The 14,949-nt window shown below is 71.2% G+C and carries 15 protein-coding genes; 3 read left to right on the top strand and 12 right to left on the bottom strand.

The window, feature by feature from the left end; all coding sequences use genetic code 11:
- Positions 1 to 126 precede the first annotated feature (126 nt).
- From yajC to pgsA, 11 genes are all read right to left on the bottom strand, one after another.
- Positions 127 to 612, bottom strand: coding sequence for a preprotein translocase subunit YajC (gene yajC, locus ABZ267_RS24120; protein ID WP_356899724.1), 486 nt, complete (start codon positions 610 to 612; stop codon positions 127 to 129).
- Positions 613 to 779: 167 nt separating this feature from the next.
- A complete protein-coding gene (ruvB, locus tag ABZ267_RS24115; protein WP_356756925.1) occupies positions 780 to 1,868 on the bottom strand; it encodes a Holliday junction branch migration DNA helicase RuvB in 1,089 nt (362 codons plus the stop codon).
- Between the two features lie 30 nt (positions 1,869 to 1,898).
- Positions 1,899 to 2,525 (bottom strand): Holliday junction branch migration protein RuvA, encoded by a 627-nt coding sequence (gene ruvA, locus ABZ267_RS24110; protein WP_356756923.1) that lies wholly within the window; start codon positions 2,523 to 2,525, stop codon positions 1,899 to 1,901.
- Positions 2,522 to 3,127, bottom strand: coding sequence for a crossover junction endodeoxyribonuclease RuvC (ruvC, locus tag ABZ267_RS24105; protein ID WP_356756921.1), 606 nt, complete (start codon positions 3,125 to 3,127; stop codon positions 2,522 to 2,524). The genes ruvA and ruvC overlap by 4 nt, the downstream gene beginning before the upstream one ends.
- Before the next feature lie 156 nt (positions 3,128 to 3,283).
- Positions 3,284 to 4,036, bottom strand: coding sequence for a YebC/PmpR family DNA-binding transcriptional regulator (locus ABZ267_RS24100; protein WP_026242063.1), 753 nt, complete (start codon positions 4,034 to 4,036; stop codon positions 3,284 to 3,286).
- A gap of 61 nt (positions 4,037 to 4,097) precedes the next feature.
- Entirely contained in the window at positions 4,098 to 4,691 is a 594-nt protein-coding gene (gene pdxT / locus ABZ267_RS24095; RefSeq protein WP_356756919.1) for a pyridoxal 5'-phosphate synthase glutaminase subunit PdxT, read from the bottom strand.
- Between the two features lie 6 nt (positions 4,692 to 4,697).
- Positions 4,698 to 5,618 carry a pyridoxal 5'-phosphate synthase lyase subunit PdxS gene (pdxS, locus tag ABZ267_RS24090; RefSeq protein ID WP_018960500.1) on the bottom strand — a complete coding sequence of 307 codons (921 nt, stop codon included), beginning with the start codon at positions 5,616 to 5,618 and terminating at the stop codon, positions 4,698 to 4,700.
- A 111-nt stretch (positions 5,619 to 5,729) separates the two neighbouring features.
- Entirely contained in the window at positions 5,730 to 6,278 is a 549-nt protein-coding gene (locus ABZ267_RS24085) for a hypothetical protein (protein WP_093693461.1), read from the bottom strand.
- Between the two features lie 101 nt (positions 6,279 to 6,379).
- Positions 6,380 to 7,540 (bottom strand): glycosyltransferase family 4 protein, encoded by a 1,161-nt coding sequence (locus tag ABZ267_RS24080; protein WP_356756917.1) that lies wholly within the window; start codon positions 7,538 to 7,540, stop codon positions 6,380 to 6,382.
- Positions 7,541 to 7,646: 106 nt separating this feature from the next.
- Positions 7,647 to 8,558, bottom strand: coding sequence for a phosphatidylinositol mannoside acyltransferase (locus ABZ267_RS24075; RefSeq protein ID WP_356756915.1), 912 nt, complete (start codon positions 8,556 to 8,558; stop codon positions 7,647 to 7,649).
- Positions 8,555 to 9,211, bottom strand: a complete 657-nt coding sequence (gene pgsA, locus ABZ267_RS24070; protein WP_356756914.1) for a phosphatidylinositol phosphate synthase — start codon at positions 9,209 to 9,211, stop codon at positions 8,555 to 8,557. Before pgsA ends, ABZ267_RS24075 begins: the two co-directional genes overlap by 4 nt.
- 266 nt (positions 9,212 to 9,477) lie before the next feature.
- On the opposite strand from pgsA, the gene ABZ267_RS24065 reads away from it, so the two are divergent.
- Together ABZ267_RS24065 and ABZ267_RS24060 are read left to right on the top strand one after the other, a co-directional pair.
- Positions 9,478 to 11,709, top strand: a complete 2,232-nt coding sequence (locus tag ABZ267_RS24065; RefSeq protein ID WP_356756912.1) for an elongation factor G-like protein EF-G2 — start codon at positions 9,478 to 9,480, stop codon at positions 11,707 to 11,709.
- Between the two features lie 157 nt (positions 11,710 to 11,866).
- The gene (locus tag ABZ267_RS24060) at positions 11,867 to 13,537 is read left to right on the top strand and encodes a hypothetical protein (RefSeq protein WP_356756910.1); all 1,671 of its coding nucleotides are present in this window, start codon (positions 11,867 to 11,869) and stop codon (positions 13,535 to 13,537) included.
- Between the two features lie 96 nt (positions 13,538 to 13,633).
- Here the strand turns inward: ABZ267_RS24060 and ABZ267_RS24055 are convergent, their stop codons facing one another.
- The gene (locus ABZ267_RS24055; protein ID WP_356756908.1) at positions 13,634 to 14,194 is read right to left on the bottom strand and encodes an HIT domain-containing protein; all 561 of its coding nucleotides are present in this window, start codon (positions 14,192 to 14,194) and stop codon (positions 13,634 to 13,636) included.
- A 66-nt stretch (positions 14,195 to 14,260) separates the two neighbouring features.
- On the opposite strand from ABZ267_RS24055, the gene ABZ267_RS24050 reads away from it, so the two are divergent.
- Positions 14,261 to 14,938, top strand: coding sequence for a potassium channel family protein (locus ABZ267_RS24050; RefSeq protein ID WP_356756906.1), 678 nt, complete (start codon positions 14,261 to 14,263; stop codon positions 14,936 to 14,938).
- Positions 14,939 to 14,949 lie beyond the last annotated feature (11 nt).

The raw sequence follows: 14,949 nt of genomic DNA, 5'->3' as shown, positions 1-14,949 counted from the left end.
GACCCTCGCGCCGGTCCCATCGGAAGATGTGCCAGAGTTGCCACGTCCGGCCTGTGAACACGTACCGTACGGCGGAACAGGCGGCCGCGCGCCGGTGGGCGCGCGACGTCCCCGGGACCGTGAGACTTACTTGGTGCCGGTCTCGCCGTCGGCCTTGCCGTCGCCCTTGGCGTCCTTGGCCGCCGCGTCCTCGGTCTCGGCGGCGTCGTCGGCCGCCTCGTCCTTGCCGAGGTCGATCTTGGCCACACCCGCCTTGCCCGTGTCCGACTCACCGGTCAACGAGGAGGCGTCGTCCGGAACGACCGTGCCGTCCGTGTCCAGCTCCTCGTCGTCGCCGTGCACGATGCGGTTGTACTCCGCGTCGTCCAGGACGGCACCGATCGCGTTCTTCGCGTAGATGGCGTGGACGCCGGGGGCGACCTCGAGGAGCACGGTGTCGTCGTGGACTTCCTTGACGGTCGCGTACATGCCCCCGATCGTCCGGACGCCGGTGCCGGGCTGCATGTCGTTGCGCATCTGCGCGGCCGCCGCCTGCTTCTTCTTGGCGGAGCGGGTCATCAGGAACATGGCCCCGATGAGCACGATGAAGGGGAGGAGAGTCAAGAGATCCACGGGACGGGAATTCCTTCGCACGACCGCGCTGGAATGCGGCCTGTATTTACGGGGGTGGGTACACCGACCCTGTAAGGGCGGCATCGGCGGAGTCTAGATGAGTCCGCATCGTTGGAACAACGCCCAGCATGGCACCGTGGTTCCTGTGTGCGCGAACCTGTGACGCATCACGCCCCGAACAGACCCTGTTGTCCCTTTACGCCGTAGGCCGGCGGCGCCAGTCCCAGATGGGCCCAGGCCGCCGGGGTCGCCACCCGGCCGCGCGGCGTCCTGGCCAGCAGTCCCTCCCGTACGAGGAAGGGCTCGGCGACCTCCTCGACGGTCTCGCGCTCCTCCCCCACCGCGACCGCGAGGGTGGAGAGGCCCACCGGTCCGCCGCCGAAGAGCTTCAGCAGGGCGCCGAGGACCGCGCGGTCCAGCCGGTCGAGTCCGCGGGCGTCGACCTCGTACACCTTGAGCGCCGCGGCGGCGATCTCCCGGTCGATCGTGCCCTCGGCCTTGACCTGGGCGTAGTCCCGGACGCGGCGCAGCAGACGGTTGGCGATACGGGGCGTGCCGCGGGAGCGGCCGGCGATCTCGGCGGCGCCCTCGACGTCGATCTCGACGTCCAGGAGGCGGGCGGAGCGGTGGATGACGCGCTCCAGCTCGGTGGGTGCGTAGAACTCCATGTGGCCGGTGAAGCCGAAGCGGTCGCGCAGCGGCGGCGGCAGGAGTCCGGCCCGCGTGGTGGCGCCGACCAGCGTGAACGGAGGCAGTTCGAGCGGGATCGCGGTGGCGCCGGGGCCCTTGCCGACGATGACGTCGACGCGGAAGTCCTCCATCGCCATGTAGAGCATCTCCTCGGCGGGCCGGGACATGCGGTGGATCTCGTCGAGGAAGAGGACCTCGCCCTCCTGGAGCGAGGAGAGGATCGCCGCGAGGTCGCCGGCGTGCTGGATGGCGGGGCCCGAGGTGATCCGGATCGGGGCGTTCATCTCCGCCGCGATGATCATCGAGAGCGTGGTCTTGCCGAGGCCGGGTGCGCCGGAGAGCAGTACGTGGTCGGCCGTGGCGCCGCGGGCGCGGGCCGCCTTGAGGACCAGGTCGAGCTGCTCGCGGACCTTCTCCTGGCCGACGAACTCCTCCAGGTCCTTGGGGCGCAGGGCCGCCTCGACCGCGGTGTCCTCGCCGTCGAGATGGCCTGCGTCGACCAGCCGGTCGTCGAAGACGGGCCCGGTGGGCTCGTCGGTCTCGGGTCCGGTCTCGTCCCAGTTCATTCAGGGGCCTCTTCGGTGGTTCGGTGCCGGTCAGCGTGCGCGGTTGAGAGTCTGCAGTGCGGCCCGGAGCAGCTGCGGCACCGGGGGTGCGGTGCCTTCGGCCACGGCTGCCTCGGCCTGCGGCGCGACGGCGCTGACGGCCTCGTCGGCCTCGCGGCTCGCGTAGCCGAGGCCGATGAGCGCGGCCTGGAGCTGGTCGCGCCAGCCGGAGGTGACGGGCGTGCCGATGCCCTGCTGGCCGATGTGCGCGCCGACCGGTGCGCCGAGCCGGTCTTTCAGCTCGAGCAGCAGCTTCTGCGCACCCTTCTTGCCGATGCCGGAGACGGCCGTGAGCGCCTTCTCGTCGCCGGTGGAGACCGCGAGGCGCAGCGCGTCCGGGCTGTGGGTGGCGAGCATGGCCTGGGCGAGGCGGGGGCCGACGCCGCTGGCGGTCTGGAGCAGCTCGAAGACCTGGCGCTCGTCGTCGTCGGCGAAGCCGTACAGCGTGAGGGAGTCCTCGCGGACGACGAGCGAGGTGGCGAGCTTGGCCTCCTGGCCGATGCGCAGGTCGGCGAGGGTCTGCGGAGTGCACTGGAGGGCCATGCCGATGCCGCCGACCTCGATGACGGCCGTGGTCGGGGCGAGCGCGGCCACCGGGCCGGAGACGAAGGCGATCATGCGGTGGGGCCTTTCAGCGTGCGGGGGGTGGCTGCTGTACGGGAAGTCCTGGACGCGCCTGCCGTACGGGACGTGCCTGGCGCGCCCGAGGTGCGGAGGGCCGCCACCGCCTGCTGGAGCCTGTTCTGTGCGGGTGCTCGCCAGATGTGGCAGATCGCGAGGGCCAGAGCGTCGGCGGCGTCGGCCGGCTTGGGTGGGGCGTCCAGCCTCAGCAGGCGCGTCACCATGGCTCCGACCTGCGCCTTCTCCGCGCGACCCGATCCGGTGACCGCCGCCTTGACCTCGCTCGGCGTGTGCAGCGCGACCGGGATGCCGCGGCGGGCGGCGCAGAGCATGGCCACCGCGCTGGCCTGGGCCGTGCCCATCACCGTACGGACGTTGTGCTGGGCGAAGACCCGCTCCACCGCCACGTAACCCGGCGAGTGCTCGTCGAGCCACGCCTCTATGCCGCGCTCGATGGCGACGAGCCGGTCGCCGAGCTCCGCGTCGGCCGGAGTGCGCACGACGCCGACGCCGAGCATGGTCAGCGGGCGGCCCGCGACCCCTTCGACCACGCCGACACCGCACCTGGTCAGTCCGGGGTCGACACCCAGAACCCGCATGGAGCCCCCCTGTCCTTGACGCTCACCACGCCCACTCGTTCATCTGTTCCCGCAGGCTATCGGCTCGCACTGACAAACCGTCGGAACCGACAAGTACGACGGGCCGACGGGGTGTGTCCCCGTCGGCCCGTCGTACCGTGCTGTGCCGGCCGCGCCTCAGGCGTCGACCTTCTCCATGACCTCGTCGGAGACGTCGAAGTTGGCGAAGACGTTCTGCACGTCGTCGCTGTCCTCCAGCGCGTCGATGAGCTTGAAGATCTTACGCGCGCCCTCTTCGTCCAGCTCGACCTGCATGGTCGGCAGGAAGTTGGCCTCGGCGGAGTCGTAGTCGATGCCCGCCTCCTGGAGCGCGGTGCGCACCGCGACCATGTCGGTGGCCTCGCTGACCACCTCGAAGGTCTCGCCGAGGTCGTTGACCTCCTCGGCGCCCGCGTCGAGCACCGCGCCGAGGACGTCGTCCTCGCCCAGCTCGCCCTTGGGGACGATCACGACGCCCTTGCGGTTGAAGAGGTACGAGACGGAGCCCGGGTCGGCCATCGAGCCGCCGTTCCGGGTCATCGCGACACGTACGTCGGAGGCGGCGCGGTTCCGGTTGTCGGTGAGGCACTCGATGAGCACCGCGACACCGTTGGGGCCGTAACCCTCGTACATGATCGTCTCGTAGTCGGCGCCGCCCGCTTCGAGACCGCCGCCGCGCTTGACCGCGGAGTCGATGTTCTTGTTCGGGACGGAGCTCTTCTTCGCCTTCTGGATGGCGTCGACGAGCGTCGGGTTGCCATCGGGGTCCACGCCGCCGGAACGCGCCGCTACCTCGATGTTCTTGATCAGCTTCGCGAAGAGCTTGCCGCGCTTGGCGTCAATCACGGCCTTCTTGTGCTTCGTCGTAGCCCATTTAGAGTGGCCGGACATCTGCCTTCTCCTTCGCGTCACCAAAATCGAGTCGAACCCGAGAGATCCTACCGGGGTCCGCTCAGTTCACTGCGCGCACCATGTCCACGAACAGAGCGTGCATGCGATGGTCGCCGGTCAGTTCGGGATGGAACGACGTGGCGAGGACATTTCGCTGCCGTACGGCCACGATGTGGCCGCCGTGCTCGGCGATGACCTCGGCCTCGGCCCCGACGGACTCCACCCAGGGGGCGCGGATGAAGACGCCTTCCACCGGACCGCCGTCGATGCCGTCGACCTCGACCGCGGCCTCGAAGGACTCGTTCTGCCGGCCGAAGGCGTTGCGCCGCACGATCATGTCGATGCCGCCGACGGTCTCCTGGCCCGAGCGCGGGTCGAGGATCTTCTCCGCGAGCAGGATCATCCCGGCGCAGGTGCCGTAGACCGGCATCCCGGCCCGGACCCGCTCGCGCAGCGGCTCCATCATGCCGAAGAGGACCGCCAGCTTGGACATGGTCGTGGACTCGCCGCCGGGGATGACCAGGCCGTCGACCTCGGCGAGCTCCTCGGGACGCCGGACCGGCCTGGCCAGGGCGTCAGCCGAGGCCAGGGCGATCAGGTGCTCCCGTACGTCGCCCTGCAGTGCGAGGACGCCGATCACAGGGGTGTCGCTCATCAGTGGTTACCAGCCGCGGTTGGCGTAGCGCTCGGACTCGGGCAGCGTGTCGCAGTTGATGCCGACCATGGCCTCGCCCAGGTTGCGGGAGGCGTCCGCGATGACCTTCGGGTCGTCGTAGAAGGTGGTGGCCTTCACGATGGCGGCGGCGCGCTTGGCCGGGTCGCCGGACTTGAAGATGCCGGAGCCGACGAAGACGCCCTCGGCACCGAGCTGGCGCATCAGCGCGGCGTCGGCCGGAGTGGCGACACCACCGGCGGAGAAGAGGACGACCGGCAGCTTGCCGAGCTCGGCGACCTCCTTGACCAGCTCGTACGGGGCGCGGAGGTCCTTGGCGGCGGCGTACAGCTCGTTGTTGTCGAAGCCGCGCAGGCGGGCGATCTCGTTCTTGATCTGGCGCAGGTGGCGGACGGCCTCGACGACGTTGCCGGTGCCGGCCTCGCCCTTCGAGCGGATCATCGCCGCGCCCTCGGCGATGCGGCGCAGGGCCTCGCCCAGGTTGGTGGCGCCACAGACGAACGGCGTGGTGAAGGCGAACTTGTCGCTGTGGTTGACCTCGTCGGCCGGGGTCAGGACCTCGGACTCGTCGATGTAGTCGACGCCGAGGGACTGGAGCACCTGGGCCTCGACGAAGTGGCCGATGCGGGACTTGGCCATGACCGGGATGGAGACGGCCCCGATGATCTCCTCGATCATGTTGGGGTCGGACATCCGGGCCACGCCTCCGTCCTTGCGGATGTCGGCCGGGACCCGCTCCAGGGCCATGACGGCCACGGCGCCCGCGTCCTCGGCGATCTTCGCCTGCTCGGCGTCGACGACGTCCATGATCACGCCGCCCTTGAGCTGCTCGGCCATGCCGCGCTTGACGCGGGCGGTGCCGGTGGCGGGGTACTCGGCGGACTGCGGGGTGCTGGGAAGCGTGGACACGGGACCTCACTCGGTGAAAGACGCTGAATTACTGCGTCACCGAGGAAACGCTGTGGGAGCAGTCCACAGCAAGGGCCAATAGGGAGGGCGTGGATCGTTTTCCGCCCAGGACTAGGTTCCTGGGCGGTCCGCCAGAGCCACCGGCGGCGCGTCGTCCATTTCGAAGGCGAGCGGGAACGGGGCGTGTCCGGCCAGGCGGAAGAGTCGTACGGTACGGTGCCGGCGCAGCGCCCGCGCGGCGCGCACGGAGTCGTTGTGGAAGCGCCGGGCCATCGGTACGCGGCGTACGGCGGCGGCCAGTTCGGTGGCCGCGTCCTCGCCGCCGGGCACCTCCTTCACCGCCTCCACCTGGGCCGGTTCGCCGAAGACGGCGCGCAGGGCGGCGCTCAGCTCGCTCTCGGCGACCTCGCGGTGGTCCTCCTCGGCCTGGCGGGCGGCGTGCGCGGCCTCGTACAGGACGATGGAGGCGGCCGGGTCCAGGACGCCGGAGGTGGCCAGCTCCTGGGTGACCGAGGCGCGGCGCAGGAGTTGGGCGTCGAGTGCGGCGCGGGCGGCGTCGATCCGGGAGTGCAGGCGGTCGAGGCGGCCGGCGGTCCAGCTGAGGTAGACGCCGATCGCGATGAGCGCGACGACGATCCAGACGATGAGGGTTACGGTCACGGGCCCACACGCTACCGTCGCCGGGGCCCGGTCCTTTCAACGGGCGGCACCGGCCCCGCCTGCGGCAGGAAGCCCCGGCCGCAGCGGGAAGCCCGCGCCCCTCAGTCCCGCGCCAGCCCGAACCGCGCCCGCAGCCCCGACCGCTCGTCCTCCGCGACCGACGCGGCCCCGTCCGTCACCGTCTCGTACACCGCGAGGATGTCGGCCCCCACCGTCCCCCAGTCGAACCGCCGCACGTGCGCCTCGCCGCGCTCGCGCAGTCCGGCCCGGCGCTCCGGGTCGCCGAGCAGCCGGATCGCGGCGGCGGCCAGCGCGTCGGCGTCCTCGTTGGCGAAGAGGTCGCCCGCCGCACCTTGGTCCAGCACCTGTGCGAAGGCGTCCAGGTCGCTCGCGAGGACCGGCGCACCCGCCGACAGCGCCTCCACCAGGATGATGCCGAAGCTCTCGCCGCCCGTGTTCGGGGCCACGTACACATCGACGCTGCGCAGCAGCCGGGCCTTGTCCTCGTCGCTGACCATGCCGAGGAACTCCACCCGCTCGCGCAGCTCCTTCGGCAGCGATGCCACCGCCTCCTCCTCGTCCCCGCGCCCGGCGACCAGCAGCCGGGTCTCCGGGCGGGCGGCGAGGATGGCGGGCAGCGCCTTCATCAGGACGGGCAGGCCCTTGCGGGGTTCGTCGATGCGGCCGATGAAGCCGAGGGTCTGGCCCTGCCACTCGGCCTTCGGCTCGGCCTCGGCGAAGAAGCCGACGTCGACGCCGTTCGGGATGACCACGGCGTCGCCGCCGAGGTGTTCGACCAGCGTGCGCCGGGCGTACTCGCTCACCGCGATGCGCGCGCTGATCTTCTCCAGCGCGGGCTGGAGGATCGGATACGCGGCGATCATCGCCCGGGAGCGCGGGTTGGAGGTGTGGAAGGTCGCCACGATCGGACCCTGTGCCGACCAGCAGGCGAGCAGACCGAGCGACGGTGAGGTCGGCTCGTGGATGTGGATGACGTCGAAGGTGCCGTCGTGCAGCCAGCGGCGGACCCGCGCGGCCGAGAGGAAGCCGAAGTTGAGCCGGGCGACGGAGCCGTTGTACGGGACCGGGACGGCCCGGCCCGCCGAGACGACGTACGGCGGCAGCGGGGTCTCGTCGTCGGCCGGGGCCAGGACGGAGACGGTGTGGCCGAGGCCGATGAGGTGCTCGGCCAGGTCCCGGATGTGGAACTGGACGCCGCCGGGGACGTCCCAGGAGTACGGGCAGACGATGCCGATCTTCACGTGCGCTCTCCCCGGAGTCCGGTCTTCATGTGCTCGCCGCAGAGTCCGGTCTTCATGTGTTCTCTCCGGAGTCCGGTCCTCACGTGCGCTCCCCGGAATCCGGTCCTCACGTGCGCTCTCCCCGGGGGTCCAGGTCGTCCAGCCAGAGGCGCTGGAGCATGTGCCAGTCCTCCGGATGTTCCGCGATGCCGCCGGCGAAGGCGTCGGCCAGCGCCTGCGTCATGGCGGCGGTCCTCTCGGCGCGGGTGCCTTCCTCCGGCACCTCGACCGCCGGGTGGATGCGCGCGCGCATCACCGGCGTGCCGTCGTACCAGAGGGTCACCGGCATCAGCAGCGCGCCCGTCTGCTGGGCGAGGAGGGCCGGGCCGGCGGGCATCCGGGCGGTGGCGCCGAAGAACGAGACCTCGACGCCGGAGGCGGAGAGGTCCCGGTCGGCGACCAGGCAGACCAGGCCGCCCGCGCGCAGCCGCCGGGCCAGCGTGCCGAAGGCCGCGCCACCGCTGTGCGGCAGCACCTCCATGCCGAGGCCCTCGCGGTAGGCGACGAACCGGTCGTAGAGCGATTCGGGCTTCAGCCGCTCGGCGACGGTGGTGAAGGGGACCTTCTGATCGGTGGTGACCCAGGCGCCGGCCAGGTCCCAGTTGCCGAGATGCGGGAGGGCGACGATCACGCCCTTGCCGGCGTCCAGGCCCTCGGTCAGGTGGTGGACGTCCTGGACGTCGATGCTCGCCTTGATGCGCTCCGGGGACCAGGTCGGCAGCCGGAACGACTCCATCCAGTACCGCATGTACGAGCGCATCCCGGCCTTGGACAACTCGGCCAGCCGCTCCGGGCCCGCGTCCGGGACGACCCGCGCCAGGTTCGACTCCAGGCGCAGCACGCTCTTGCCGCGCCGCTTCCAGACCCGGTCCGCGATCGTACGGAAGAGGGCCTCGGCGGCGGGCTCGGGCAGCTTCTTCACCGCGCCCCAGCCGAGCCCGTACAGACCGTCGGTGATCCGGCCCTTGAGCGCGCTCACCGGTCGGCCGGTCCGCCGGCGACGGCATCGGCCTCGGCGGCTTCCCTGCGTACGGTCACCACGCGCTGGATCAGTGTCACCAGAGAGCCGACGGCGACGATCCACAAGGCGATCGGGAGCAGGATGTCGATGTGCGGGACGCCGAACTTGTGCAGTCCGGCGAGGCCGGCGGCGACCAGCGAGATGACCAGCCGTTCGGCGCGCTCCACCAGCCCGTTCACCGCGACCGGCAGGCCGATCGACTCGCCGCGCGCCTTCGTGTACGAGACCACCTGGCCGCTGGCCAGGCAGAAGATCGCGACGGCACAGAGGATGTTGTCGTCACCGCTGCCCGCGTACCAGAGGGCGAAGCCGGCGAAGATCGCGCCGTCCGCGACCCGGTCCAGCGTCGAGTCGAGGAACGCGCCCCACCGGCTGGAGATCCCGGCCTGCCGGGCCATGTTGCCGTCGACCAGGTCGGAGAAGACGAAGAGCGTGATGACGATGGTGCCCCAGAAGAACTCCCCCATCGGGAAAAAGACCAGCGCACCTGCCATCACTCCGGCCGTGCCGATAAGAGTGACCGCGTCGGGGCTGACCCCGAGGCGGAGCAGCAGGGCGGCGAACGGGGTGAGGACACGCGTGAAAAATGCACGCGCGTACTTGTTCAGCATGGCTTTCCCGAGGGTTCGGCTGGCCGAGCGGCCCCATCGGCCACCGGCTGGCCCATCGTAGTCACGACCGGTGCCCTCCACCGGACGGGCACCCTCCGGCAGCGGTGTCGCGGGCGGCCGGTGCCCGTGCCCGACGTATGGACGCGTCGGCGCCCGGGTGCCAAGCTCGAAGGACCGAGGCCGCCTCGGCGGCTCTCCCCGTACCCGCCGTCCAGCGCGGTCGGCCGCTCCCCTCCCGTACCGCGTGACCCACCGGGAGGCACACCATGGGCGAGAAGACACACGCGCACACCGGGGCCGCCGGAGGAGTACCGGCGGCCGGCCATCCTTCCGCCGTACGGAACGTGGTGCTGGTCGGCCACAGCGGTTCGGGCAAGACCACCTTGGTGGAGGCCCTGGCGCTGACGGCAGGGGCGCTCAACCGGGCGGGCCGGGTCGAGGACGGCGCGACCGTCTCCGACCATGACGAGATCGAGCGGCGGCGGCACCGTTCCGTCCACCTCTCGCCGGTCCCGGTGGCGTGGGACGGCTGCAAGGTCAATCTCCTGGATTCGCCCGGGTACGCCGACTTCGTCGGAGAGCTGCGGGCCGGTCTGCGGGCGGCGGACGCGGCCCTCTTCGTCGTCTCGGCGGCCCAGGAGGCCGAGTCCGTGGCCGCGACCACGCGGGCGGTGTGGGAGGAGTGCGCGCTCGTCGGGATGCCGAGAGCGATCGTCGTCACCCATCTCGACACCGCGCGCACCTCCTTCGCCGAGATGACCCGGATCTGCGCGGAGACCTTCGGCGGCGACGACCCCGATGCCGTACTGCCTCTCTATCTGCCGGTCCTCGGCCCGGAGGCCGCCGACGGGCACGCGCCGCTCACCGGGCTGACCGGGCTGCTCACGCAGCGGATCCTGGACTACTCCTCCGGAGAGCAGGCCGAGCTGCCTCCGGCGCCGGACCAGGAGGAGCCGCTCGCACAGGCCCGTAACCGGCTGATCGAAGGGATCATCGCCGAGAGCGAGGACGAGTCGCTGATGGACCGCTACCTGGACAGCGGAGGCGACGATATCGATGTGTCGACACTGATCGCGGACCTGGAGCGGGCCGTCGCCCGGGGCACCTTCTTTCCGGTGCTCGCCGCCGCCCCGGCCGCCGAGGGCGCCCGGCAGGGCATCGGCACGGTGGAGCTGCTGGAACTGATCACGCGCGGCTTCCCGACCCCGCTGGAGCGCACCCCGCCCACCGTCACCACACCCTCCGGCGCGCCCGGATCCGCCCCGGCCTGCGATCCGGAGGGCCCGCTGCTGGCGGAGGTCGTCAAGACGTCGTCCGACCCGTACGCGGGCCGCATCTCGCTGGTGCGGGTCTTCTCCGGCACGCTGCGGCCCGACGACACCGTGCACCTGTGCGGCCACGGTCTGGACGCGGCGGGCCGGGAGCCGCGCGCCTGTCACGAGGCGGAGGTCCGGGTGACCGCGCTGACCTCGCCGTTCGGCCGGCAGCAGCGTCCGGTGGACCGGTGCGTCGCCGGCGACCTGGTCTGCGTGGCCCGGCTCGGCGAGGCGGAGACCGGCGACACGCTCTCCGCCTCCGGCGACCCGGTCCTCATCGAGCCCTGGTCGACGCCGGACCCGCTGCTGCCGACCGCCGTGCGGGCGCACGGGAAGGCGGACGAGGACAAGCTCTCGCACGCGCTGGCCCGGCTGGTCGCGGAGGACCCGACCCTGCGCCTGGAGCAGAATCCGGACACCCACCAGGTCGTCCTGTGGTGCCTGGGCGAGGCGCACCAGGAGGTCGCGCTGGAGCGGCTGCGCAGCCGGTACGGCGTCCAGGTCGACGCCGAACCGCACCGGGTCGCGCTGCGCGAGACGTTCGGCGGACGGGCGGCCGGACGCGGACGGCATGTCAAACAGTCCGGCGGGCACGGGCAGTTCGCGATCTGCGCGATCGAGGTGGAGCCGCTGCCGGCGGGCAGCGGCATCGAGTTCGTGGACAAGGTGGTCGGCGGCTCGGTGCCACGCCAGTTCATCCCGTCGGTGGAGAAGGGCGTACGGGCCCAGGCCGCCCGGGGCGTCTCCGCCGGTCATCCGCTCGTCGACGTGCGCGTCACGCTGCTCGACGGCAAGGCGCACTCGGTGGACTCCTCCGACGCCGCCTTCCAGACCGCCGGTGCGCTGGCGCTCCGCGAGGCCGCGGCGGACGCCCGTATCCAGCTCCTGGAACCGGTCTGCGAGGTCGCCGTGCTGGTCCCGGACGACTATGTCGGCCCGGTGATGAGCGACCTGTCGGGACGGCGTGGCCGGGTGGTGGGCACCGAGCAGAGTCCGGGCGGACGGACCCTCGTACGGGCGGAGGTGCCGGAGACGGAGATCGGCCGGTACGCGCTCGACCTGCGCTCCCTGACCCATGGCACCGGCCGGTTCGACCGTACGCACGCCCGGTTCGAGGCGATGCCGCCGCAGCTCGCGGAGAAGGTCCGCGCGGAGCGAGGGAACGGATCACCCGGCGCGTGACCGGCGCACTGTCGCAAACAGTCCCCGCGTCCCGGTGGGTGACGGACGGTGCGGGCGTCCGGACGATACGCTGTGGGCGCAGCTCAGAAGGTATGCCGCGTACGGTAGTTGGGCACACCGCAGGAGCAGACCGTGCGGCGAGTGGGGGCGACAGACAGTGGCCAACGACGTATTCGACTTCTCACCCGGGGCCCAGATCCCGATCCAGGGGTCCAGCGGCCAGTCGGTGGCGACCAATGCCCTGGCTTCGGCGGCGTACCGGGACAGCCCGGTGGACGTGATCCTCGACGCCAACAGCGACTGGCACAAGTCGACGGTGAAGCCGGGGGCCTCCAAGCTCTTCAAGTCCGACTACTTCAAGCCGAATCTCGGTGAGGCGTTCTCGCGCGCCGTCCAGGAGCGCATGCTCGGCGGTTCGCGCGCGGCGCTGATCCAGTCCTTCGGCACCGATCCGCAGACGGTGGTGGAGCACTGTCTGTCGGCGACCAACCTGCGTAAGGCGCGCGACACCCGGCTCACGCTGATCACGGCGGTGTTCGGCTTCCTGTTCCTGCCGGGCATGATCGCCTGGGTCATCGCCTTCCGGATCAAGGACGCGCTGGCCAAGTCCAAGGACGCCGCGTTCCGGGCGGTCGGCACGGTGCTGCTCGCCGCGTTCGGGATCGGTGCGCTCATCCTGCTGTGGAAGCTGCCGACGGACGGCTTCTGGCCGCTCTACGTGCGAGGAGCGATCGTCGCGCCGCTGATCGGCTGGTTCCTCGCCAAGCGGGTCGCGGAGACCTCCGCCCAGGACCTGCGGGCCCGCTGGGGCGGGCTGCTGTCCGGCACCGGGGTGATCGCCAAGATCCCGGAGGCGGTGCCGAAGAACCCCAACGAGACCGCGCGTGAGGCGTTGCGCCAGTCACTGGAGAAGCTCTCCGCCGAGCAGCAGTCCAACGCGGTCTTCTACGCCGGTCCCAAGGGCATCCTCGGCATGGGCACCCGGTGGGGCAGCTGGCAGCTGGCCGAGGAGCTGACGCCGAAGGACCCGACGAAGGAGATCCACCAGTTCCGCAGCTGGGACCTGATCCGGATCATCCACGACCAGCTGAAGATGCTGGAGCGCGGCCCGCTGAACACCGGCGGCTTCCCCAAGCCGTCCGTGAAGCACTGGATCGTCTCGCCGATCGGCGAGAACGCCGACTCCGTCTCCCGCCCGGACGGCGAGGACGTGGCGAGCTTCCAGGTGAAGCCGCACGAGATACAGCGGATCTGCAACCACCAGCAGTTCGGCAGCGGTGACCGGCACTACCTGGGCGTGCAGTTCACGCTCTGGGACGGCCAGCTGGTGATCACGATGATGATCACGGTGACCGTGCTCCACGAGACGCTCCGCATCGAGGTCACCGGCCACGCGCTGGGCCCGGTCCACGGGCTCTTCTTCGCCAAGCCGGCGGCCCGCACGAAGACGGTCAACAAGACCATGCGGTTCTGGGAGACCCGGGACATCCAGCTGCCGGTGGTGGAGGCGAGGGAGGTCGTCCGGCTCGCGCTGCGCGCGCCCTTCACCTGGTATCCGCCGGTGCTGGACTACCTGGGCGGGAAGATAGTGCTGCCGGAGCCCTTCGGACTGCGGCACGCGTGGGCGGCCAAGCCGTGGAACCACCGCTTCATGGCGGACGACGCGATGCGGGCGGCGACGCCGGTGCTGCGCGTGGTCCACTCGGCGGCGATGAAGGTCCTCGCGGAGAACGGCGTGGACACCGAGCGCTTCGACAACCGCTCGATGATACTGAGCGGCCTCGTCCAGGACCCGTCCCCGCGCAAGGCGGACGTGTACGACGCGTAGACCGGCGTACGTACGGAAGATCCGTAACCCGGCGTACGTACGGAAGAGGGACCTCAGCGGCACGATCGCCGGGGCCCCTCTTCCGTACCCGCTCGGCTACCCAACCGGCCAGGCGCCCGCCAGCATCGCCCGGGTGTCACCCAGCAGCTGCGGCAGCACCTTGGTGTGGCCTATCACCGGCATGAAGTTGGTGTCCCCGCCCCAGCGCGGCACCAGGTGCTGGTGCAGATGGGCGGCGATCCCGGCGCCGGCGACCGAACCCTGGTTCATCCCGATGTTGAAGCCGTGCGCTCCGGAGGCGGTGCGCAGGGCCGCCATCGCCCGCTTGGTGAAGTCCGCCAGCTCGGCCGTCTCCGGACCGTCCAGCTCCGTGTAGTCGGCGACGTGCCGGTAGGGGACGACCATGAGGTGGCCACCGTTGTACGGATAGAGGTTCAGCACCGCGTAGACATGCTCGCCGCGCGCCACCACGAGGCCGTCCTCGTCGGATTTCGCCGGAATCGAACAGAACGGGCAGCCGTCCTCGGCACCCGTACCGCTCGGCTTGTCCTGGCCCTGGATGTACGCCATCCGATGGGGCGTCCACAGACGCTGAAACGCGTCCGGCGTCCCCACGCCGATCTGCTGCTCCGGCTCACTCGTCATGCCGATCAGCATATTGCGTCACTCCGGCGGAGCGTGTCGCCGGGGCCGCACCGCTTCGCCGCCCGCGATGCTGAGGCGATGAGCGACCGTCCCGCCCACGAGCCACCCGCCCGGCTGACCCGCTGGGAGCAGCGCACGGAGGTCCCGCTCTTCGCCGCGGGGCTGCTCTTCCTGACGGGTTACGCGGTCCGGGTGCTGACGCCGCACGAGGCCGAGCCCTGGAACGGCATCGCGCTGACCCTCGTCTGGTCGACCTGGCTGCTCTTCCTCGTCGACTACGTGGCGCGGCTGCGGCTCAGCGGCCTGGGCTCGCGCTTCCTCCGTGTCCGCTGGCTCGACACCGTGGTCCTGCTGCTGCCGCTGCTGCGCCCGCTGCGGATGGTGCAGGTGTACCAGGCGGTGCAGCGGCGCCACGACCGGCCGCGGCTGAACCTGTACGCGCGCGTGATGGCGTACGCGGGCATGACCGTCGGCCTGCTCGGCTTCGCCGCCGCGCTCGCCGTCTACCACCTGGAGCACACGGCTCCCGGCGCCTCGATCCGTACGTTCGGCGACGCGGTGTGGTGGGCGTGCGCGACGCTCACGACGGTCGGATACGGGGACGCCACACCGGTCACGTTCTGGGGGCGGGTGGTCGCGGCGGGGCTGATGGCGTGTGGGCTGGCGCTGCTGGGCGCGGTGACGGGGTCGTTCTCGTCGTGGCTGATCCAGGTGTTCACGCGCGAGGACGAGAAACGGCCCCCGGAGCGCGGGTAGCGCTCCAAGGG

The sequence above is a fragment of the Streptomyces sp. NPDC006174 genome (assembly GCF_040614075.1).
Taxonomy (GTDB): domain Bacteria; phylum Actinomycetota; class Actinomycetes; order Streptomycetales; family Streptomycetaceae; genus Streptomyces.
This window is presented reverse-complemented; position numbering and strand designations above follow the sequence as displayed.